The following is a 21,050-nucleotide window of genomic DNA, read 5'->3' as shown; positions in this document are numbered from 1 at the left end:
CGGCGCCTCAGGCCGTCGGCAGGCGGTGGTCCTGGTAGGCGTCGCGCAGCTTGTTCTTCTGGATCTTGCCGGTGCCGCCCACCGGCAGGGCATCGGCGAACACGACGTCGTCCGGGATCCACCACTTGGCCACCTTGCCCTCGAAGAAGGCCAGCAACTCCTCGCGCGACAGGTCGGCGCCGGGACGCCTGACCACCACCAGCAGCGGCCGCTCGGCCCACTTCGGATGCTGCACGCCGATGCAGGCCGCCTGCAGCACGGCCGGGTGGGCCATGGCGATATTCTCCAGGTCGATCGAACCGATCCACTCGCCACCCGACTTGATCACGTCCTTGCTGCGGTCCGTGATCGTCAGGTAGCCATCCGCGTCGATGGTGGCCACGTCGCCGGTCGGGAACCAGCCGTCCTGCAGCACCTCGCCCCCTTCGCCGCGGAAGTAGCCCGACACCACCCACGGCCCCTTCACCAGCAGGTGGCCATAGGTCGCGCCGTCCCAGGGCAGTTCGCTGCCGTCGTCGTCGACGATCTTCATGTCGACGCCGTAGATCGCATGGCCCTGCTTGCGCAGCACGGCCCGTTGTTCGTCAGGCGGCAGCGCACGGTGCTTGGCCATCAGGGTGCAGGCGGTGCCGAGCGGCGACATCTCCGTCATGCCCCAGGCGTGCACCACTTCCACGCCGAACCGGTCGATCAGGGTATCCATCATGGCGGGCGGGCAGGCCGAGCCGCCGATCACGGTGCGGCGGAAGGTCGAGAAGCGCAGCTCGTTCTGCATCATGTAGTTGATCAGGCCGAGCCAGACGGTCGGGACGCCCGCCGAGAAGGTCACGCCTTCGCTCTCGAACAACTCGTAGAGCGACTTGCCGTCCAGGGCCGGCCCCGGGAATACCATCTTGGCGCCGGACAGCGGCACCGAGTACGGCAGGCCCCAGGCGTTTACATGGAACATCGGCACCACCGGCAGCACGACGTCGCTGCTGGACACGTTCAGGGCATTTGGCATGCTCGATGCGTAGGCGTGCAGCACGGTCGAGCGGTGCGAGTACAGAGCGCCCTTCGGGTTGCCGGTGGTGCCCGAGGTGTAGCACAGGGCCGCGGCGGAGCGTTCGTCGAACTCCGGCCAGGCGTAGTCGCTTGACGAGGCCGCGATCAGGTCCTCGTAGCACAGCAGGGTCGGAATGCCCGTCTCCTGCGGCATGTGGGCGCGGTCGCACATCGCCACATAGCCCTTGATGGTCTTGCAGTGGCGCGCCATGGCTTCGATGGCCGGCAGGAACGTCATGTCGAAGAACAGGTACTGTCCTTCCGCATGGTTGATGATGTAGGCGATCTGCTCCGGGTGCAGGCGCGGGTTGATGGTGTGCAGCACGGCGCCCGAGCCGGATACCGCATAGTAGAGCTCCATGTGGCGGTAGCCGTTCCAGGCCAGGGTCGCGACCCGGTCACCCATCCTGACACCCAGCTTTTCCAGCGCCCCGGCCATCCGGCGCGCCCTCAGCTCGCAGTCGCGGTAAGTGGTGCGGTGGATGTCGCCCTCGACGCGGCGCGATACGATCTCGCTGCCGCCATAGTGGCGGGCGGCGAACTGGATAATGCTCGAGACCAGCAGCGGCTGGTCCATCATCTGGCCCATCAGGGGACTCACCGGGTATGCGCTCATGCTCCTCCCTATGCAACGTGACTATTTGGCAATATTTCCAAGGTAAAGCCGAGTTTCGACTGCATGCTTGAGCTGCGTCAATCCAATTCGATGACGCGATGCAGCATCCCGGCCTCTGCCGTGCCTGCACACCCGTGGCGCATGGAATCCGCCCGGGTACGGTAAAATCCTGCCAACTTTGCGACATTCCATACTGGAGCCGCCATTACTGCTGACGAAATCCCCTTCAACAACTCCTTCGCGGAGTTGCCGCCCGCGTTCTACACGCGGCTGATGCCGACGCCGCTGCCGTCGCCCTCCTTCATCGCTGCCAGCGCTCCCGCGGCGGCGCTGGTCGGGCTCGACCCGGCGGACCTCGCGCGCGATGATTTCGTCGAGGTCTTCAGCGGCAACAAGGTGGCCGTGCGCTCCCAGCCGCTGTCGGCGGTCTACTCGGGCCACCAGTTCGGCGTCTGGGCCGGTCAGCTCGGCGACGGCCGTGCCATCGTGCTGGGCGACCTGGACGGCCCCGAGGGCGCGATGGAAGTGCAGCTCAAGGGCGCGGGCCTGACGCCCTATTCGCGCATGGGCGACGGGCGCGCGGTGCTGCGCTCCTCGATCCGTGAATTCCTGTGCTCGGAAGCCATGGCCGCGCTCGGCATTCCGACCACGCGCGCCCTGATGCTGACCGGCTCGCCACAGCGCGTCATGCGCGAGAACGTCGAGACCGCCGCCGTCGTCACCCGCATGGCGCCCAGCTTCGTGCGCTTCGGCTCCTTCGAGCACTGGCACTACCGTAACAAGCAGGACGAGCTCAAGCTGCTGGCGGATTACGTCATCAAGAACTGGTATCCCGATTTCCTGGCCGCGGCCAACCCCTACAAGGAGCTGCTGGCCGAAGTCACGCGCCGGACCGCGCGCATGATCGCGGGGTGGCAGGCGGTGGGCTTCATGCACGGCGTCATGAACACCGACAATATGTCGATCCTCGGCCTGACGCTCGACTACGGCCCCTTCGGCTTCATGGAAGCCTTCGACGCCAACCACATCTGCAACCACACCGACCAGGGCGGACGCTACTCGTACGCCAACCAGGTCCCGGTGGGCCACTGGAACTGCTATGCGCTGGGCAATGCCCTGCTCCCGCTGATCGGCACGCCGGAAGAAGCCGAAGAGGCGCTCGACGTCTACCGCCCGGCCTTCGGCGCCAGACTGGACGAGTTGTTGCACGCCAAGCTCGGCCTGTTCGACGCGCGTCCGGGCGACGAAGCCCTGTTCGACGCCATGTTCAAGCTGCTGCAGGCCAACCATGCGGACTTCACCCTGTTCTTCCGCCGCCTGGGCGAGCTGAAGCTGGACGGAGGCCCGCAGAGCGATGCGCTGCTGCGCGACCTGTTCATCGACCGCGAGGCCTTCGACGCCTGGGCCCTCAGCTATCGCGAGCGCCTGCGCCAGGAAAACAGCGTCGATGCGCAGCGCCGCGCCGCCATGCACCGCGCCAATCCGAAATACGTGTTGCGCAACTACCTGGCCCAGACCGCCATCGAACAGGCCCAGAACGGCGACTACGCCGGCGTGCACAAGCTGCTCGCCATCCTCGAGCGCCCCTTCGACGAGCAGCCGGAAAACGAGGCCTACGCGGCCCTGCCGCCCGACTGGGCGGCCCACCTCGAGGTGAGCTGCTCTTCCTGAACATCGTTTAAATAAAACCGACGAGAACGACGAGACCGACATGAACGACAAAGTGACCAAGACCGACGCCGAATGGCGCGCCCAGCTCGACCCCATGGAATACCAGGTGACCCGCCACGCCGCCACCGAGCGCGCCTTCACCGGCAAATTCTGGGACCACCACGAGCACGGCATCTATACCTGCGTGTGCTGCAATACTCCGCTGTTCGAGTCGGACGCCAAGTTCGATTCCGGCTGCGGCTGGCCCAGCTATTTCCGTGCGCTCGACCCGGACAACGTGGTCGAAAAGGTCGACCGCAGCCACGGCATGGTGCGCACCGAGATCATCTGCGCCGTCTGCGACGCCCACCTGGGCCACGTGTTCCCGGACGGACCGCCGCCGACCGGGCTGCGCTACTGCATCAACTCGGCCGCGCTGCGCTTCGAACCCCGCTAAGGAAGCCTACATGATCAAGTTCTTGTTCGACATGCTGCCGGTAATCCTGTTCTTCGGCATCTACAAGTATGGCGAAAACAACCAGGACTGGGCCCATGGCCTGGTCAGCGACTACCTCGGCTTCCTGATCGCGGGCGGCGCGGTGCCGGCCTCGCAGTCGCCGATCCTGCTGGCCACCGCCGCCACCATCCTGGCGACCGTGCTGCAGATCGTCTACCTGCTGGTGCGCCGCAAGAAGATCGACGGCATGCTGTGGCTGTCACTGGGCGTGGTCGTGGTCGCCGGCGGCGCCACCATCTACTTCCACGACGACACCTTCATCAAGTGGAAGCCGACCATCCTCTACTGGGCCTTTGGCGCGGCGCTGCTGTTCGGCCAGCTGGTCTACCGCAAAAACCTGATGCGCTCGGCGCTGGGCGGCGCGATGAACCTGCCGGAAGCGGTCTGGAACCGGGTGCTCTACGCCTGGGCCGCCTTCTTCATCGCGATTGGCCTGTTGAACCTCCTGATGGCCTTCGTGGTCTTCCGTAGCGATACCGGCGCCTGGGTGAGCTTCAAGCTGTTCGGCATCACCGGCATCCTGTTCGCCTTCATCATCATCCAGTCGTTGTTCCTTTCCAAACATATTCAGGAGGATGCACAATGAGTACGAATCCGGCCGACCAGAACCGCACCGAACGCCTGCGCGAACGCCTGCAGGCGGAACTGTCCCCCACCCTGCTCGAGATTACCGACGACTCCCACCTGCACGCCGGCCACGCCGGCGCGGCCTCTGGCGGCAGTCATTACAGCGTCAAGATCGTCTCCGGGAAGTTCGCCGGCCTCACGCTGGTCATGCGCCATCGTCTTGTGTATGATGCCGTTCACGAAATGATCAACAAGGCGGAAATCCACGCCCTCGCGATCACGGCCATCGCGCCGTCGGAGCAGGCTTGAAGCCGGCCGGCAAGCTGCCGGCTTCAGTCATCTTTAAGAATAGTGGCAGACAATAGGTAACACGTAGTATCAGAACTCGAAGTGCAAGAACACATCCAAGAACGAAGCAACTCCCGTCCAAGCTCATCCCCCCAAGGAATCCCAGAAATGACTTTTAAGCCAGCACGCCTGCTGTTAGCTCTGATCGCCGTTAGCGCGGCGCCTGCCTTCGCGCAGAACCTCGCCGTCGTGAACGGCAAGCCGATCCCGACCTCGCGCGTCGAGGAAGCGGTCAAGCAGATGGTGGCCGCTGGCCAGGGCCAGGATTCCCCGCAGCTGCGCAATGCCATCAAGCAGGAAATGATCGCCCGCGAAGTCCTGATGCAGGAAGCCGTCAAGCAGGGTTACGACAAGAAGCCGGAAGTCAAGGCAGCCCTCGACAACGCCCGCCAGGCCATCGTCGTCAATACCCTGGCGCGCGACTACATCACCAAGAACCCGGTCACCGACGCCGACATCAAGGCCGAGTACGACCGCTTCGTCAAGCAGACCGGCGACAAGGAATACCACGTGCGCCACATCCTGCTGGAGAACGAAGCCGACGCCAAGGCCGTGATCGCCAAGCTCAAGGGCGGCGCCAAGTTCGAAGAACTGGCCAAGCAGTCGAAGGACACCGGCACCGCCAACAGCGGCGGCGACCTGGATTGGGCTGTTCCGGCGGCCTTCCCGCCTGAATTCGCCGCCGGCTTCACCGGCCTGCAGAAAGGCGCCGTCACCGAGAACCCGGTCAAGACCGCCAACGGCTTCCACGTGATCAAGCTGGACGACACCCGCCCGGCCAAGCTGCCCTCGCTCGACGAACTGAAGCCGCAGATCGCCGACTCGCTGGCCCAGAAGAAGCTCGAAGCCTATAAAGAGCAAATGGTCAAAAAGGCAAAGGTGCAGTAAGATGTACTACCGCCGGTGCTGCGAAGCACCGGTTATTGCCGCCCGCGGCGAACTCTTTCGTGTTTAGATAGGACCTTAACAATGATTTTGAAGCCAGCCCGCCTGTCCTTGGCACTTAGCTTAGCCATGACCGCATTCGTCGCCGCGCCAGCAATCGCGCAGAACGTCGCGACCGTCAATGGCAAGGCCATCCCGGCGGCAAAGGTTGACCAGCTGGTCAAGCAAGTTGTCGCACAAGGCCGCGCCACCGATTCGCCGCAGCTGCGTGAAGCGATCAAGAAAGACCTGATCGGCCGCGAAGTCCTGATCCAGGAAGCGGACAAGCAAGGCATCGGCGGCCGCGCCGAAGTCAAGGCGGCCATCGACAACGCCCGCCAGAGCATCATCATCAACGCGATGCTCGCCGACTACGTCAAAAAGAACCCGATCAAGGATGCCGACATCAAGGCCGAGTACGACAAGTACAAGGCTGCCGTGGGCGACAAGGAATACCACGCACGCCACATCCTGGTCCCGACCGAAGACGAAGCCAAGGCCATCATCACCAAGCTGAAGGGCGGCGCCAAGTTCGAAGAACTGGCCAAGGCCCAGTCGAAAGACGGCTCGGCGCAGAACGGCGGCGACCTGGACTGGGCAAGCCCGGCCAACTACGTGCCTGAGTTCTCGAAAGCGATGACCGCCCTGCAAAAAGGCGCCATCACCGACACCCCGGTCAAGACCCAGTACGGCTTCCACGTGATCAAGCTGGAAGACGTGCGCCAGGCCAAGATCCCGGCCTTGGACGAAGTCAAGCAGCAGGTCGCGGAACAGCTGCAGCAGCGTCAGCTGGCGCAGTACCGCGAAAGCCTGGTCAAGAAGGCCAAGATCCAGTAATCCGGCTTTCGCCCAACAAGAAGCGCTCCCACGGGAGCGCTTTTTTATTGGCGCCCTGCTTTTCAATCCTCGTCGCAGTGCTTCGGCGCGCCGGGATAGTCGCCGTTGTTGTACTCGTCGAGGACGCCGGCCCAGGAGCGCTGCAGCTGGCAGGCGCCCTTGACGCAGGTGCCGGGCACGGCGGTCGAGAACCAGGAGCCCGCCGCGAGGACGATCGCGCGCAGGCTGTTCGGCGCCGACGCTCCGGCGCCGATGTTCAGCACCGCCGCGATGTACTGGTGCGCCAAGGATGAAGTACGCGTCGCCCCGCACCGGGCTGTCGAGCACTTCCTGCCAGCTGAGGCCGCTACGGAAGAAGGGCGCATTGCGGTCATAGCCTTTGGGCCAGACCACGTCCGGCTTGTTGCCCCAGTAGCCCTGGGTGCGCACGCAGCCCTTCGGCGGGCAGGTGCAGTCGGCCAGCAGGGACTCCGGGGTCGCGCCCCCGGCCAGCACCAGGCTCTCGCAGCTGGCCGCGGCCTGCGCTCGCGCGGCCTCCTGCGCCGACGCCGCTGGACTGGCACCGATACCGAGCATGAGGCCTGCGGCGAGAATGAGTCGCGTAGCGAGTTGGGCGAAGCCGAGACGTACAATCATGAGTTCCTCCGTGAAAAGTGGCGACCGTGCGGGCCGTCTTGCAACCATCATGCGCTGGCGGGCGGAATCAGATCTTGCGTGAACTCATCCACGCAAATATTTGATTTTTAACCATATTTTGCCGGAAAGCATTGCAGTACTCGGAACCCTCCTACGCCAGCGCGGAAGGTGCGCCTATTCAGTCTTCCACCCGGTTGGCTAAGATCGTCAGCAAGGCCAACGACACAGGAGACCATCATGAACACCGAAAAACGGATTCAGGAAGGCGCGGCACTCGACGGCGGTCGCGAAGGACCGGGTGAAGACCAGCGCCTGCCCGGCGCAGCCGGTGGGCCCATCGGAAGCGGCACAAGCGCGCAGCCGGCCGAGCCGGTGTGGCGCTACCAGGTGCCGCCGCCGGGCAGCGGGACCGGGGCCGGCGAATCGAATGCGGGCCACTACACGCCGAATGCGGCAGGCCACGGCGGCGGCATCGTCAGCGCGCCCGCGGAAAGCAATGTGAATGCGCCAGGCCGCCCGCTGAGCGGGGCCGGCAGCGCCACGGAGCCCATCGCCGGCGGCACCGCCGGCGCCATCGAGGCCAGCCGGAAGGCGCAAGCGACGGGCGGCGCCGTGAAAGGCGCTCCCGCCGATACTGACGGGAACGCAGCAAGCAATGCGGATGGCAATATGAGCGGCTCGGCCGGCACCGATCGCGCCTAGCGTCAGCTCCCTGAGTCATCCATGGACAGGAGGACAGCATGGACAAGGAACAGGCAAAGAATGTGGCCGCCCGGCAAGACACAGGCGGCAAGGACGGGCTGTGGCAGTACCAGGTGCCGGCCCAGGATCCGGGCGCGGGCGGCGTGCAGTCGAACGCCGGCCACTACACCGGCGGCGCCCACGGCGGCGACAGCCAGGCGGGCGATTTCCTGCCTTCCCCGCCGGAGGCCAATGCCATGCCCGCAGGCGCCGCGCAAACCAGCCGCGGCAGCGCAGGCCAGCCGGAAACCGGCGGCGGAGGCACGCGCGGCGACACCGGCGCGACGGGCGGCTCTGCCGGGCGCGAAGAGGAGGAGAACGGCGCCGGGGGCGGCAGCCTGGGCGGGGCCGGCGCGGGCGCCGGGAAGACCCCTGGCACGCCTGGCGGTAACGGCAGCAAGGACGAGCCGATCTGGGGCAGCTGAGGCAATCCCGGCCGCAAAGGCCGGTAGATCGGAGCGCCGGCAAAGACGCTTCGATTGCCCTGCTGCGCCCCTGCGCCTACGACCGGCGTGGACGGCGGCGTGCGACGGCGCCCACGCCCAGCAGGCCGAGCGCCAGCAAGACTGTCGTCGCCGGCTCCGGGACCTTTGCCGGCAACGGCGCGCGGGCCAGGACCGAGATGTCGTCGAGGCGCAGGCTGCCGCGTTGAGGCTGGGTCGAGAAGTAGAAATTCAGGGTGATGCTGGCCGTGCTGGCGACGAAGCTCGCCTTGGTGAGACCGAAGGACGTCGTCGGCACCGTGATCCAGCTGATGCCGGCCGCGCCAAAACCGTAGCCGAGCCGGTTGGCCGGATCCCCGGTGAACGAATAGAAGGACAGATCGTAAGTGCGGCCGATCTCGGTCGCGAAGCGCTGGGACACCCGGCCCACGCCCGCATTCTGGTAGGCGGACAATCCCGCTCCACCATTGCGCCCGGCACTGCCACTCACACCGCAGTTCGCTTCGCCGCTGATCGTGCAGTTCCAGGACGCGATCCCCAGGTCGAACCCGCCGTTCCTGATCAGTTCCGCCCGTGCCGGCAGCCAGGCTGCGCCCAGCAGAACCTATGCAAGCAACTTCTTCATCATTCATGCTCCACTATTCAATCGGTATTGATTCCTTTAAGCAAGAATCATGCCCTGTTGCAATCACTGCCTATAATCAAGGACTTAGCGCGCTGGCGGGCTGCTCCATATGACGCACTGTCAAGTTTCCCGACGCAAAAAAAAAGCGCCCCGCAGGGCGCTTTCCAGACAGGCTATGAGAATCAGCCCAGCCACTTGCGCGCATTCTGGAACATGCGCGCCCAAGGCGCGGCGTCGCTCCAGGAATCCGGCGCCCACGAATGGACGACGGTGCGGAACACGCGCTCCGCGTGCGGCATCATCGCGGTGAAGCGACCGTCCTCGGTCGTCACGGCGGTCAGGCCGCCCGGCGAGCCGTTCGGGTTGAACGGATAGGCCTCGGTCGCCTGGCCGCGGTTATCGACGTAACGCAGGGCCTTGACCGCTGCATTGATGTCGCCGGTCAGCGAGAAGTCGGCGAAGCCTTCGCCGTGGGCGATGGCGATCGGTGCGTGGGTGCCGGCCATGCCCTGGAAGAAGATCGACGGCGAATCGAGCACCTCGACCATGCCGAAGCGCGCTTCGAACTGCTCGGACTTGTTGCGGGTGAACTTCGGCCAGGCGTGGGCGCCCGGGATGATCGGCTTCAGGTTGGCCAGCATCTGGCAGCCATTGCACACGCCCAGGCCGAAGGTGTCCTTGCGCGCGAAGAAGGCGGCAAATTGATCCGACAGCTGTGGGTTGAACAGGATGGTCTTGGCCCAGCCCTCCCCCGCGCCCAGCACGTCGCCGTAGGAGAAGCCGCCCACCGCGATCACGCCATGGAAGTCATCCAGTTTCGCGCGGCCCGCGATCAGGTCGCTCATGTGCACGTCCACGGCGGTGAAGCCGGCCTGGTGCATCGACCAGGCGGTCTCGATGTGCGAGTTCACGCCCTGTTCGCGCAGGATGGCCACGCGCGGACGCGCGCCCGTCGCAATGAACGGCGCCGCGATGTTCTCGCTTGGGTCGAAGGTCAGGATCGGCGACATGCCCGGATCGGTTTCGTCCAGCAGACGGTCGTATTCCTGGTCGGCGCAGGCCGGGTTGTCGCGCAGGCGCGCGATGCGCCAGCTGGTCTCGCTCCACAGGCGGTGCAGTTCGCTGCGCTTGACGTTGTAGATCACCTTCGCGTCACGGGTGAACTCGATCACGCCGCGGTCGTTCAGCTTGCCGATGATGTGGCTGCAGGCGCCCAGGCCCCCTTCGCGCAGCACGGCCATGACCGCCTGCTTGTCTTCCGCGCGCACCTGCACCACCGCGCCCAGCTCTTCGCTGAACAGCGCGCGCAGGGTCATCTCGTTGCGGCGCTCACCCACCTGGGTCGCCCAGTTCTTGGCGTCGCCCCAGTCGGAAGCGTGCTCGCCTTCCATGGTGAGGATGTCGAGGTTGACCGACACGCCGGCGCGGCCGGCGAAGGCCATCTCGGTCAGGGTGGCGAACAGGCCGCCGTCCGAACGGTCGTGGTAGGCCAGCAGCTTGCCTTCCCTGTTCAGGCGCTGGATCGCGTTGAAGAAGGCTTTCAGGTCTTCCGGGGAATCGACGTCCGGCACGCTGTCGCCGATCTGCTGCGTCACCTGCGCGAGCGCAGAGGCGCCCAGGCGGTTCTTGCCGCGGCCCAGGTCGATCAGCACGAGGGCGGTGTCGCCCAGGTCGGTGCGCAGCTGCGGGGTCAGCGAACGGCGTACGTCCGAGACCGGTGCGAAGCTCGAGACGATCAGCGAAACCGGCGAGATGACGGCCTTGTCAGAACCGTCGTCGTTCCAGGTGGTGCGCATCGACAGCGAATCCTTGCCCACCGGGATCGACACGCCCAGGGCCGGGCACAGTTCCATGCCCACGGCCTTCACGGTGTCGAACAGCGCGGCGTCCTGGCCCGGCTGGCCGCAAGCCGCCATCCAGTTGGCGGACAGCTTGATGTCGCCGATCTGCTCGATCGCCGCGGCGGCGATGTTGGTGATCGCCTCGCCCACGGCCATGCGGCCCGAAGCGGCGGCGTCGATCACGGCCAGCGGGGTGCGCTCGCCCATCGCCATCGCCTCGCCCACGAAGCCTTCATAGGACATGGCCGTGACGGCGCAGTCGGCAACGGGCACCTGCCACGGACCGACCATCTGGTCGCGAACGGTCATGGCGCCCACGGTACGGTCGCCGATGGTGATCAGGAAGGATTTGTCGGCGACGGTCGGCAGCAGGAGCACCCGGCGCGCCGCCTCTTCGAGCTCGATGCCCGTCAGGTCGATCGCCGGGAAGTTGTATTTGACGTGCTCGACGTCGCGCAGCATCTTCGGCGGTTTGCCGAGCAGGACGTCCATCGGCATGTCGACCGGGGCCGCATTTTCTCCACCTGCAGCCTGCGGGTCGATCACGCGCAGCTGGCGCTCTTCGGTGGCAGTGCCGACCACCGCATACGGGCAGCGCTCGCGTTCGCACAGGGCGGCGAACTTGTCGAGGTCCATCGGCGCGATCGCCAGCACATAGCGCTCCTGCGATTCATTGGACCAGATCTCCTTCGGCGCCATGCCGCTTTCTTCCAGCGGCACCTTGCGCAGGTCAAACAGCGCGCCCCGCTTGGCGTCGTTGACGATTTCCGGGAAGGCGTTCGACAGGCCGCCCGCGCCCACGTCGTGGATCGAGATGATCGGATTGTCGGCGCCCATCTGCCAGCAGCCGTTGATGACTTCCTGGGCGCGGCGCTCCATCTCCGGGTTGCCGCGCTGGACCGAGTCGAAGTCCAGGTCGGCGGTGTTGGTGCCGGTCGCCATCGAGGACGCGGCAGAGCCGCCCATGCCGATGCGCATGCCCGGACCGCCCAGCTGGATCAGCAGGCTGCCTACCGGGATCTCGTCCTTGTGGGTGTGCTCGGCCGAGATATTGCCGATGCCGCCCGCGATCATGATGGGCTTGTGGTAGCCGTAGACCGCGTTCGCCGCGCCGACGTTCTGCTCGTAGGAGCGGAAGTAGCCGCCCAGGACCGGACGGCCGAATTCGTTGCTGAAGGCGGCGCCGCCGATCGGGCCGTCGATCATGATCTGCAGCGGCGAGGCGATGCGCTCCGGCTTGCCGTAGACGGCGTCCACGCGGGCAGCGATGCCTTTGCTGACGTCGCTGGCGTTTTCCCAGGGACGCTCAGCGCCCGGGATCAGGAGGTTCGACACGGTGAAGCCCGTCAGGCCCGCCTTCGGCTTGGCGCCGCGGCCGGTTGCGCCCTCGTCGCGGATCTCGCCGCCGGCGCCGGTCGAGGCGCCCGGGAAGGGGGAAATCGCGGTCGGGTGGTTGTGGGTCTCGACCTTCATCAGGGTGTGCACCAGCTCCGTCGACGGGGCATATTCCTGCTTCTCACGCGGGAAGAAGCGGGTGACCTGTGCCCCCTCGATGATCGAGGAGTTGTCGCTGTAGGCGACCACGGTGCCGCGCGGGTTCAGCTGGTGGGTGTTCTTGATCATGCCGAACAGCGACTTGTCCTGCTTGACGCCGTCGATGATCCAGTCCGCGTTGAAGATCTTGTGGCGGCAGTGCTCGGAGTTCGCCTGGGCGAACATCATCAGCTCGACGTCGGTCGGGTTGCGCTGCGCCTTCGTGAACGCATCGTGCAGGTAGTCGATCTCGTCGACCGACATGGCCAGGCCCAGCTCCGTATTCGCGCGCACCAGCGCCTCGCGGCCCTGCCCAATCACGTCCACGGTTTCCAGCGGCTTGCCTTCGAGTTCGTCGAACAGGCGCGAGGCCTCATCGGCGTGGCGCAATACGGTCTCGGTCATGCGGTCGTGCAGCAGCGCGGCGACCAGGGCCACCTCGTCGTCGTCCAGCTTCTTCGGGGCGCCGATGCCGGTGCCGAGCAGGCCGCTCTTGAGCACCACGGTATAGCCGACGCCGCGCTCGATGCGGTGCACGTGCGCCATGCCGCAGTTGTGCGCGATGTCCGTGGCCTTCGAGGCCCAGGGCGAAATCGTGCCCAGGCGCGGAATCACGAAGAACTCCTCGGTCACGCCTTCGTACAGCGTTTGCGCGGCAGGCTCGCCGTAGGTGAGCATGGCCGATAGACGCTCGGTGTCCTCGATTGACAACGGTGCGCTGCTGTCGATGAAGTGGTAGAAGCGGGCCTGGACTGCGGCAATCGATGGGGCGACCGATTGGAGTTGCGACAGGAGGCGTTGGCTACGGAAGGCGGAGAGGGCGTTGGAACCCGGCAGAATCAACATGGCTGAGAAGTCGGTTGACGCAGCGTGGCTGCTAGGGTGGAAGATAGCCCGCTATTATACAGTGTTGCAATGCAGCGATGCATTCTGCCCAATGAAAGGCTTGTAGAACGGACATTTCTTGATCCCTCAGGAACTTATCGGTATTGTAAGGGCTACATAATTACAATCCGAAGAACGGAAAGCGAAGATGCAAGAGAATGCGAACCTGTCGGTCCTGATCGTCGATCCGAACCAGGGCATGCGCGGCAGCCTGCAGAACATGCTGAACCAGTCCGGCATCAGCAAGGTCGAGTCGGCGATCAACGCCAGCATGGCCATCAAGCAGCTCGGCAAGCGGGCCTACGACATCATCCTGTGCGAGTACGACCTTGGCGGCCCCAGCGGCGACGGCCAGGACGGCCAGCAGCTGCTGGAAGACCTGCGCCACCATCGCCTGATCACCGCCTCCACCATCTTCATCATGCTGACGTCGGAAGGCGTCTACGACAAGGTCGTCAGCGCGGCTGAACTCACGCCTACCGACTACGTCCTGAAACCCTTCACGGTCGAGATGCTCAGCAGCCGCATCAAGCGTGCGCTCGAGCGCCGCACCGGCCTGCTCCCGGTCTGGCAGCTCGCCGCCCAGGGCAAGCCGGTCGACGCCATCCGCGCCTGCACCACGGCGGCGATCGCCAGCCCGCGCTATGCGCTCGACTTCCTGCGCCTGAAGGCCGAGCTGCACGTGTCGGTCGGCGAGCACGCACAGGCCGGCAGCATCTACCGCGACGTGCTGGCCGAGCGCCCGCTGGGCTGGGCCGAACTGGGCCTGGCGCGCACCATGGTGGCCCAGGGCCAGGTCGAGGAGGCGCGCGACACACTCGAACAGCTGGTGCAGGCCAATCCGCGCCTGATGGCCGCCTACGACCTGCTGGCGCGCTGCCACGAGAAGCTCGGCGCCACCCAGGATGCCCAGAAGGTGCTGGAAGACGCTGTATCGATCTCGCCGCACATGGTGCGGCGCCTGCGCAAGCTCGGCGAAGTCGCGCTGGAGAACGGCGACGCGCTGGCCGCCGAGAAGTCCTTCAAGCAGGTCGTGAGCAAGGCCAGGTATTCGGAATTCCGCAATCCCGAAGACCACGTCAACCTCGTCAAGGCGCTCGTCACGCGCGGCGACGTTCAGGGAGCCAGCGGCGTGATCCGCGACCTGGAGCGTTCGATGCGCGGTAGCGCCGAGGTCGACGCCTGCAAGGCCTATTCCAGCGCCCTGCTCCACGAAAAAATGGGCAATGGCAGCGCCGCGGTGGCCGAACTGCAGATGGCGGCCAGCGCCGCGCGCACCAGCAATGCCTTGTCCTCGAACCTGCGCATCGGCCTGGCCGAAGCCTGCCTCGAACACCAGATGGACGAACAGGCGTCGAACGTCATGATGACCGTGATGCACGACGTGTCCAGCCCGGTCAGCGTCGACGAAGCCATGGGCGTGTTCGTGCGCGCCGGCCGCCCCGACCTGGCCGACGGCATGGGCGCCCAACTGCGTGCGCAGGCCCAGATCCTGCTGGGCGTGGCGGACGAGAAGCGCAATATGGGCGACGTGCGCGGCGCCGTGCAGACCCTGCTCGAGGCACTGCACATGGCGCCGGGGAACCTGCAGGTCATGGTCGCGGTGGCCGGCGGTATCCTGCGCCAGGTGAACGAGCTGGGGTGGGATCACACGCTCAGCGAGGTGGCCGCGGAGCAGATCGAGCGGCTGCGGGCGATGGACCCGCATCATCCGCGCCTGGCCGCGCTGACCGAAGAGTTCCAGCAGGCCAAGCGCAAGTACGGCATCTCGGCCTGAACCCCATCGGGACCAGCGCGCAGGCCAGCAGCACGAGGTGGGCCGCGCTGGAATACCAGGGCGCAAGCGCAGGCTGCGCGACGTCTGCACGGGCAAAGGTGTCGAGCAGGCCGTTGGCGAGGTTCCAGCCCCAATGCAGGCCCACCGCCGCCCACAGCGACCGGCTGCGGTAGAGCGCCGCCGCGTAGGCGAGTCCGAAGCAGAACAGCATCACCCACTCGGCCGGGCCCTTGTGCAGGCGGTGCACGTGGTTGAGCACATACAGTCCCGACGACAGCAGGACGACTCCCCAATGCAGGCCAAGTCGTGGAAAAGCGCGCAGCACGAGGCCGCGCGTGAGGATGTCCTCGGCCGTCGAAGCGACGAAGGTCGAGAACAGGAGCCAGGCCAGCGTCGCGACCAGCGCGGAAGCGGCTCCGGCATCCGGCCAGGCCAGTGTGTACACGCCGCGCTGCGTCCCGATCGCGACGGCGGCGAACTTGGCGGCGATTGCCAGCGTCAGTCCGAGCGCCAGCAGGCGCGGCCAGCCCGGGCGTGCATCCAGGTACCAGGCCCGCATGCCGCGAAAGCCGAGCAAGCGCGAACCCCACCAGGCGGCCAAAGGAAAGAGCAGCAGGAGGTAGTCGTTCCCTGAGGCCCGCGGGAAATGATAGAAAAAGATCAGCATGGCAGCGACGAGCAGCATGCGTGATGGCGTTGGCTGGACGAGGGACTGACGGGTGTTGGCTGGCAGGGTCATGTGGCTGATCAAAGCTGAATTGGAGCTGGACTCTAGCCGGTCGCTCCTCCCGCAGTCACCGGGATTGCGATAAAGTCCCGAATCCTGGCGTGAAGCGTGCTGTATGATCCGCGTCTCGCAATCGAAAGCACCACATGCTCATCATCACCATCAAACAAGGCAAGGAAAAAAGCCTGCAGAGCGGCGACCCGTGGATCTACCTGTCGGCCATCGACAAGGTCGAGGGCAAGCCCCACGAACGCAGCAAGATCGGCGCCACGGCGCTGGTGCAGTCTTCCTCGCGCCAATTCCTGGCCCGCGCCGCCTACAACGCCAAGTCGCAGATTGCCGGCCGGGTCTGGACCCTGCGCGAGGACGAGCCGGTCGACCACGCCTTGATCAAGCGCCGCGTGCAGGCGGGGCTGTCCCGACGTATCGATACCTGGCGCAGCGCCGATCCGCAGGCACTGGTGCCGCTGATCGACGGTGAACAGGATGGCTTGTCCGGCCTGCAGGTCCACGGTTACGGTGGCGCCGACGGTTACCTCGTCTGCCAGTTCAATGCCGGGGGTGTCGAATACTGGAAGGTCCCGATCGTGCAGGCGCTGCTCAAGGAAACGAGCTGCCCGAACGTCTACGAACGCTGCGACAAGCTGGTGCGGGAAGCCGAAGGGCTGCCGTTCCGGGCGCGCGTGCTGGCGGGCGAAGAGCCGCCGCAACGCCTGACGGTGCGCGTCGACGGCCGGCTGGCGCCGATGGACATCCGCACGGGTTTCATCTATCCGCGCTGATCGATGCCTTGCCTGTCGGGAAATTTTACAGGCTAGAAGTAACTATTGGTTAAGCCATTGATCTTGCTGCTGTTCTGAATCTGGCATCTTTTTTGCTCTACGCGGGTATTCACACCAGAGGAGATGCCATGACACTGAAAAGCACGATCTGCGCCCTTCTTGCGGCGCTGTCCCTGCCCGCCTTCGGCGGGCCGATGCTGGAGACGCTCAATTACGCCCGCTTCTACAACGCGTCCGACCCGCGCAGCTGGAACGCCTGCCAGAGCGCCACCAGCGCCTGCCAGGGATCGGTGGCGGTTCCCGGCACGAACTTCACTGCGCACTACCATTCCCATGGATCGGCCGACTACGGCATCCTGAAGAACTACGCCGCCGTGAGCCTGAGCGGGGACGCGAGCGCCGGCGCCTTCCCCTCGTTCTTCTCCGGGGGCTCGCGCTCCGGTTTCATCGACTCCTACACCTTCACCGGTGGCGAGGGCAGCGGCACCGCCTACTTCACGTTCGCAGTCGACGGCATCACCAGCCAGAGCGGCGGCGCCTATGGCGGCAGCCTGTTCCAGTACGTCCCTGCCAATAACGGCGTGCTCGACTGGGCAGGCCAGCGCAATTTCTCGGTCATCGACGGCGTGGGCACCATCACGGTGCCGATCGTCTTCGGATCGCCGGTCGACATGCTGCTCTCCTTCTATGCCCTGGCCCAGGTGTTCCAGTGGGAAGAAGGCTCGGCGGCCATGGCGGACTTCAGCCATACGGCGATCCTCAGCAAGATCGCGGTGCGCGACAGCGCGGGACAGCTCGTCGAGGACTTCGCGATTGCCTCGGCTTCGGGTACGCGCTATGGCGCGAATGGCGTGGTGTCGGAGCCTGGCTCTGCTGCCCTGCTGCTTGCCGGGCTGGGAACTGCGGCGTACTGGCGCCGCAAACGCAAGCAGCCGGGGATCTGATCAAGGAGCGCCGTAGGCACCGCCGCCGGGCGTCTCGATCACGAACAGGTCGCCCGGCCCCATGTCCACCTTGCCGATATGGCCGAGCGTTTCCACCGTCCCGTCGGCCCGCAGCACCGTGTTCCTTCCGCGCTCGCCCGGCGCGCCACCCGCCATGCCGAAAGGCGCATGGATGCGGTTGTTCGACAGGATGGCCGCGGTCATCGGCTCCAGGAAGCGCACCTTCCTGGTGCCCCCATTACCACCGTGCCAGCGCCCTGCTCCGCCCGAACCACGGCGGATCTCGTAGCTTTCCAGCCGCACCGGGAAGCGGAACTCGAGGATTTCCGGGTCGGTCAGGCGCGAGTTGGTCATGTTCGTCTGGACCACGTCGGTGCCATCGAAGCCCTCGCCAGCGCCGGCACCTCCTGAAATGGTTTCGTAGTACTGGTAGCGTTCGTTGCCGAAGGTGAAGTTGTTCATCGTGCCCTGGCTTGCCGCCATCACGCCCAGCGCGCCGTAGAGCGCATTCGTGATGCAGGTCGAGGTCTCGACGTTCCCCGACACCACCGAGGCCGGATAGTGCGGATTGAGCATGGAACCCGGCGGGATGATCACCTTGAGCGGCTTGAGGCAGCCACCGTTCAGCGGAATCTCGTCATCCACCAGGGTGCGGAAGACGTAGAGCACCGCCGCCATGCAGACGGCGGACGGCGCATTGAAGTTGTTCGGCAGCTGGGCCGAAGTGCCGGTGAAATCGATCTCCGCGCTACGGCTGGCCTTGTCGACGCGGATCGCCACTTCGATGCGGGCGCCGTTGTCGAGGTCATAGCTGTAGCGGCCATCCTTGAGGGCCGAGATCACGCGCCGCACGGCTTCTTCCGCATTGTCCTGCACATGGCCCATGTAGGCGCGCACGACGTCCAGGCCATAGTAGCCGACCATGCGGTGCAGCTCTTCGACACCTTTCTGGTTGGCCGCCACCTGGGCGCGCAGGTCGGCCATGTTCTGGTCCGGATTCCTGGCCGGGTAGCGTCCGCTGCCGAGCAGGACACGCGCCGCATCTTCGCGCAGGATGCCGTCGCCGCCGTCGACCAGCTTGAAGTTGTCGATCAGGATGCCCTCCTGCTCGATGTGGTGCGAGTCCGGCGGCATCGAGCCCGGCGTGGTGCCGCCGATGTCGGCGTGGTGGCCGCGCGAGCCGACGTAGAACAGAATTTCGTCCCCGGCCTCGTCGAACACGGGCGAGATCACCGTGACGTCCGGCAGGTGGGTGCCGCCGTTGTAGGGATCGTTGAGCACATAGACATCGCCGGCCTTCATCTTGCCCGCGTTCCTGCGCATCACGGTCTTGATGCTCTCGCCCATCGAGCCGAGGTGCACCGGCATGTGCGGCGCGTTCGCGACCAGGTTGCCGCCTGCATCGAAGATCGCGCAGCTGAAGTCCAGGCGCTCCTTGATGTTCACCGAATAGGCCGTGTTCTGCAGCCGCAGGCCCATTTGCTCGGCGATCGACATGAACAGGTTGTTGAAGATCTCCAGCATCACCGGGTCGGCCGCGGTGCCGATGGCGCGCCGCTCGGGCAGCACTTCCACGCGCTTGAGCACCAGGTGGTCATAGGAAGTGACCTCGGCCTGCCATCCCGGCTCGACGACGGTGGTCGCATTCGCTTCGGCGATGATGGCCGGGCCGCGCACGATGTCGCCTGGCCCGATGGATTCGCGCACGTAGATACCGGTGTCATGCCAGGCGCCGCCGCTGTACATCCTGACGGTTTCGCTGGCCTGGGGCCGCGCGCCGGCCGACACGACGGACGCCTGCATCTCGCCGGGCGCGTCCGAGCGGCCGATCGCTTCCACGGAGACCGCTTCGACGACCAGGCCGCGCGCGGGCATCAGGAAAGAATAGCGGCGCTTGTAGGCCTGCTCGAATGCCGCCTGCATGCTGGCCGGGTCGGCGAAGGGCACGACGATGGCCGAATCGGTTCCCTCGTAGCGCAGGTGCACGCGCTGGACCAGTTCGATGCGTTCTTCCGCCACGCCCTGCCTCCGCAGCTGGCCGCGCGCGTCCTGGCCGAGGGCCGAGAGCTCCTGCGCCAGCGCATCGCTTGCGAGTTCGGCCAGGCGCCGTTCGACGGCGCGCTCGCGCATCGCGGTCTGGTCGGCCAGGCCCATGCCGTAGGCCGACAGCACGCCGGCCAGCGAATGGATGAAGACCGTCTTCATGCCCAGCGCGTCGGCCACCAGGCAGGCGTGCTGCCCGCCGGCGCCGCCGAAGCTGGTCAAGGCATACTCGGTGACGTCGTGGCCGCGCTGCACGGAGATCTGCTTGATGGCATTGGCCATATTCCCGACCGCGATCCGGATGAAGCCTTCGGCCACTTCCTCGGGCGCCGGCGTCGTGCCGGTGCTGGCGCCGATCTCCTGCGCCATCGCAGCGAAACCGGCACGCACGGCCACGTCGTCCAGCGCGTCGACGCCCATCGGCCCGAACAGGCGCGGGAAGTGGCGTGGCTGGATCTTGCCGAGCATGACGTTGCAGTCGGTGACAGCGAGCGGCCCGCCGCGCCGGTAGCTGGCCGGGCCCGGATTGGCGCCGGCGCTGTCGGGGCCGACGCGGTAGCGGGCGCCGTCGAAGTGCAGGATCGAGCCGCCGCCGGCCGCCACCGTGTGGATGCTCATCATCGGGGCGCGCATGCGCACGCCGGCGACCTGGGTCTCGAACACGCGCTCGAACTCCCCGGAGTAATGCGAGACGTCGGTCGAGGTGCCGCCCATGTCGAAGCCGATCACGCGCTCGAAGCCGGCCAGGCGGCTGGCGCGTACCATGCCGACGATCCCGCCGGCTGGCCCCGACAGGATGCTGTCCTTGCCCTGGAAGGCGCGCGCATCGGTCAGGCCGCCGCTCGATTGCATGAACTGCAGGTTCACCCCAGGCAATTCCCCGGCGACCTGGTCGACATAGCGCCGCAGGATCGGCGAGAGATAGGCATCGACCACCGTGGTGTCGCCGCGCGCCACCAGTTTCATCAGCGGACTGACCTCGTGCGAACTCGATACCTGGGTGAAGCCGATCCCGCGCGCGATGCGCGCCACCGCCGCCTCGTGCGCGGTGTAGCGGTAGCCGTGCATGAAGACGATGGCAAGCGAGCGCAGGCCGCGATCATAGGCCGCCTGCAGCGCCGCGCGCGTGGCCGGCTCGTCCAGTTCGCGCACCACTTCGCCATGCGCGCCCATGCGCTCGCTGACCTCGATCACCTCGGCATACAGCAGCTCGGGCAGCACGATGTGGCGGTCGAACAGGCGCGGCCGGTTCTGGTAGGCGATGCGCAGCGCGTCGCGAAACCCTTTCGTAATGGCCAGCACGGTCGGCTCGCCCTTGCGCTCCAGCAGCGCATTGGTGGCCACCGTCGTGCCCATCTTGACCGCCTCGACCAGGGCCGCGGGAATCGATTCGCCTGCCGCCACGCCGAGCAGGTGGCGGATGCCGGCCACCGCCGCGTCGCGGTACTGTTCCGGGTTCTCGGACAGCAGCTTGTGGGTCAGGAGCTGCCCGTCGGGCCTGCGCGCCACGATGTCGGTGAAGGTGCCGCCGCGATCGATCCAGAACTGCCAGTCCATGCTTCCCTCCTGC

At 66.0% G+C, this 21,050-nt stretch carries 16 protein-coding genes and 1 pseudogene; 11 read left to right on the top strand and 6 right to left on the bottom strand.

What is annotated here, in order from left to right; genetic code table 11:
- Positions 1–7 precede the first annotated feature (7 nt).
- Positions 8–1,660, bottom strand: coding sequence for a 3-(methylthio)propionyl-CoA ligase (locus tag NX780_RS19625; protein ID WP_307732968.1), 1,653 nt, complete (start codon positions 1,658–1,660; stop codon positions 8–10).
- Between the two features lie 204 nt (positions 1,661–1,864).
- Here NX780_RS19625 and NX780_RS19620 point away from each other — a divergent pair, with 204 nt between their 5' ends.
- The 6 genes from NX780_RS19620 to NX780_RS19595 all read left to right on the top strand — a co-directional run bounded on the left by NX780_RS19620 (position 1,865) and on the right by NX780_RS19595 (position 6,503).
- Positions 1,865–3,331: a protein adenylyltransferase SelO gene (locus NX780_RS19620; RefSeq protein ID WP_441294999.1), complete on the top strand. Its 1,467-nt coding sequence runs from the start codon at positions 1,865–1,867 to the stop codon at positions 3,329–3,331.
- A 40-nt stretch (positions 3,332–3,371) separates the two neighbouring features.
- Positions 3,372–3,767: a peptide-methionine (R)-S-oxide reductase MsrB gene (msrB, locus tag NX780_RS19615; RefSeq protein WP_258829563.1), complete on the top strand. Its 396-nt coding sequence runs from the start codon at positions 3,372–3,374 to the stop codon at positions 3,765–3,767.
- Positions 3,768–3,780: 13 nt separating this feature from the next.
- Entirely contained in the window at positions 3,781–4,413 is a 633-nt protein-coding gene (locus NX780_RS19610) for a septation protein A (RefSeq protein WP_258829623.1), read from the top strand.
- Complete coding sequence (locus NX780_RS19605; protein WP_258829562.1) at positions 4,410–4,703, top strand: BolA family protein; 294 nt, start codon at positions 4,410–4,412, stop codon at positions 4,701–4,703. The genes NX780_RS19610 and NX780_RS19605 overlap by 4 nt, the downstream gene beginning before the upstream one ends.
- A gap of 147 nt (positions 4,704–4,850) precedes the next feature.
- Positions 4,851–5,630 carry a peptidylprolyl isomerase gene (locus NX780_RS19600; RefSeq protein ID WP_258829561.1) on the top strand — a complete coding sequence of 260 codons (780 nt, stop codon included), beginning with the start codon at positions 4,851–4,853 and terminating at the stop codon, positions 5,628–5,630.
- Positions 5,631–5,711: 81 nt separating this feature from the next.
- Positions 5,712–6,503 carry a peptidylprolyl isomerase gene (locus tag NX780_RS19595; RefSeq protein ID WP_258829560.1) on the top strand — a complete coding sequence of 264 codons (792 nt, stop codon included), beginning with the start codon at positions 5,712–5,714 and terminating at the stop codon, positions 6,501–6,503.
- A gap of 62 nt (positions 6,504–6,565) precedes the next feature.
- Here NX780_RS19595 and NX780_RS19590 read toward each other — a convergent pair whose 3' ends face one another.
- On the bottom strand, positions 6,566–6,790 hold the full coding sequence (locus tag NX780_RS19590) for a hypothetical protein (RefSeq protein ID WP_258829559.1): 225 nt from the start codon (positions 6,788–6,790) through the stop codon (positions 6,566–6,568).
- Positions 6,791–7,376: 586 nt separating this feature from the next.
- Between NX780_RS19590 and NX780_RS19585 the strand changes: the two genes are divergently transcribed.
- On the top strand, positions 7,377–7,841 hold the full coding sequence (locus NX780_RS19585; RefSeq protein WP_258829558.1) for a hypothetical protein: 465 nt from the start codon (positions 7,377–7,379) through the stop codon (positions 7,839–7,841).
- A 38-nt stretch (positions 7,842–7,879) separates the two neighbouring features.
- Entirely contained in the window at positions 7,880–8,305 is a 426-nt protein-coding gene (locus NX780_RS19580) for a hypothetical protein (RefSeq protein ID WP_258829557.1), read from the top strand.
- Positions 8,306–8,381: 76 nt separating this feature from the next.
- Here NX780_RS19580 and NX780_RS19575 read toward each other — a convergent pair whose 3' ends face one another.
- A complete protein-coding gene (locus tag NX780_RS19575) occupies positions 8,382–8,777 on the bottom strand; it encodes a PEP-CTERM sorting domain-containing protein (RefSeq protein WP_258829556.1) in 396 nt (131 codons plus the stop codon).
- 353 nt (positions 8,778–9,130) lie between these two features.
- Positions 9,131–13,168, bottom strand: coding sequence for a phosphoribosylformylglycinamidine synthase (gene purL, locus NX780_RS19570; RefSeq protein ID WP_258829555.1), 4,038 nt, complete (start codon positions 13,166–13,168; stop codon positions 9,131–9,133).
- 187 nt (positions 13,169–13,355) lie between these two features.
- Here purL and NX780_RS19565 point away from each other — a divergent pair, with 187 nt between their 5' ends.
- Positions 13,356–14,984: a tetratricopeptide repeat-containing response regulator gene (locus NX780_RS19565; protein WP_258829554.1), complete on the top strand. Its 1,629-nt coding sequence runs from the start codon at positions 13,356–13,358 to the stop codon at positions 14,982–14,984.
- 130 nt (positions 14,985–15,114) lie between these two features.
- Here the strand turns inward: NX780_RS19565 and NX780_RS19560 are convergent.
- Positions 15,115–15,543, bottom strand: a pseudogene (locus NX780_RS19560) (CPBP family intramembrane glutamic endopeptidase); the annotation flags it as partial.
- A gap of 314 nt (positions 15,544–15,857) precedes the next feature.
- On the opposite strand from NX780_RS19560, the gene NX780_RS19555 reads away from it, so the two are divergent.
- Both NX780_RS19555 and NX780_RS19550 read left to right on the top strand, forming a co-directional pair.
- The gene (locus tag NX780_RS19555; protein ID WP_258829553.1) at positions 15,858–16,493 is read left to right on the top strand and encodes a class I SAM-dependent rRNA methyltransferase; all 636 of its coding nucleotides are present in this window, start codon (positions 15,858–15,860) and stop codon (positions 16,491–16,493) included.
- A 128-nt stretch (positions 16,494–16,621) separates the two neighbouring features.
- Positions 16,622–17,437 carry a PEP-CTERM sorting domain-containing protein gene (locus NX780_RS19550; RefSeq protein ID WP_258829552.1) on the top strand — a complete coding sequence of 272 codons (816 nt, stop codon included), beginning with the start codon at positions 16,622–16,624 and terminating at the stop codon, positions 17,435–17,437.
- Here NX780_RS19550 and NX780_RS19545 read toward each other — a convergent pair whose 3' ends face one another.
- Entirely contained in the window at positions 17,438–21,037 is a 3,600-nt protein-coding gene (locus NX780_RS19545; protein ID WP_258829551.1) for a hydantoinase B/oxoprolinase family protein, read from the bottom strand.
- Positions 21,038–21,050 lie beyond the last annotated feature (13 nt).

Origin of the sequence: Massilia agri (genome assembly GCF_024753255.1) — a bacterium.
GTDB classification, from domain to species: Bacteria; Pseudomonadota; Gammaproteobacteria; order Burkholderiales; family Burkholderiaceae_D; genus Telluria; species Telluria agri.
Note: the sequence above shows the minus strand (reverse complement) of the source record. Positions and strands in the feature narration are given on the sequence as shown.

Bases quoted from the DNA above. Each gene is read 5' to 3' on its own strand.
- NX780_RS19625 (WP_307732968.1), bottom strand. From the start codon at position 1,660: ATGAGCGCATACCCGGTGAGTCCCCTGATGGGCCAGATGATGGACCAG.
- msrB (WP_258829563.1), top strand. From the start codon at position 3,372: ATGAACGACAAAGTGACCAAGACCGACGCCGAATGGCGCGCCCAGCTC.
- NX780_RS19605 (WP_258829562.1), top strand. From the start codon at position 4,410: ATGAGTACGAATCCGGCCGACCAGAACCGCACCGAACGCCTGCGCGAA.
- NX780_RS19600 (WP_258829561.1), top strand. From the start codon at position 4,851: ATGACTTTTAAGCCAGCACGCCTGCTGTTAGCTCTGATCGCCGTTAGC.
- NX780_RS19595 (WP_258829560.1), top strand. From the start codon at position 5,712: ATGATTTTGAAGCCAGCCCGCCTGTCCTTGGCACTTAGCTTAGCCATG.
- NX780_RS19585 (WP_258829558.1), top strand. From the start codon at position 7,377: ATGAACACCGAAAAACGGATTCAGGAAGGCGCGGCACTCGACGGCGGT.
- NX780_RS19580 (WP_258829557.1), top strand. From the start codon at position 7,880: ATGGACAAGGAACAGGCAAAGAATGTGGCCGCCCGGCAAGACACAGGC.
- purL (WP_258829555.1), bottom strand. From the start codon at position 13,168: ATGTTGATTCTGCCGGGTTCCAACGCCCTCTCCGCCTTCCGTAGCCAA.
- NX780_RS19565 (WP_258829554.1), top strand. From the start codon at position 13,356: ATGCAAGAGAATGCGAACCTGTCGGTCCTGATCGTCGATCCGAACCAG.
- NX780_RS19555 (WP_258829553.1), top strand. From the start codon at position 15,858: ATGCTCATCATCACCATCAAACAAGGCAAGGAAAAAAGCCTGCAGAGC.
- NX780_RS19550 (WP_258829552.1), top strand. From the start codon at position 16,622: ATGACACTGAAAAGCACGATCTGCGCCCTTCTTGCGGCGCTGTCCCTG.
- NX780_RS19545 (WP_258829551.1), bottom strand. From the start codon at position 21,037: ATGGACTGGCAGTTCTGGATCGATCGCGGCGGCACCTTCACCGACATC.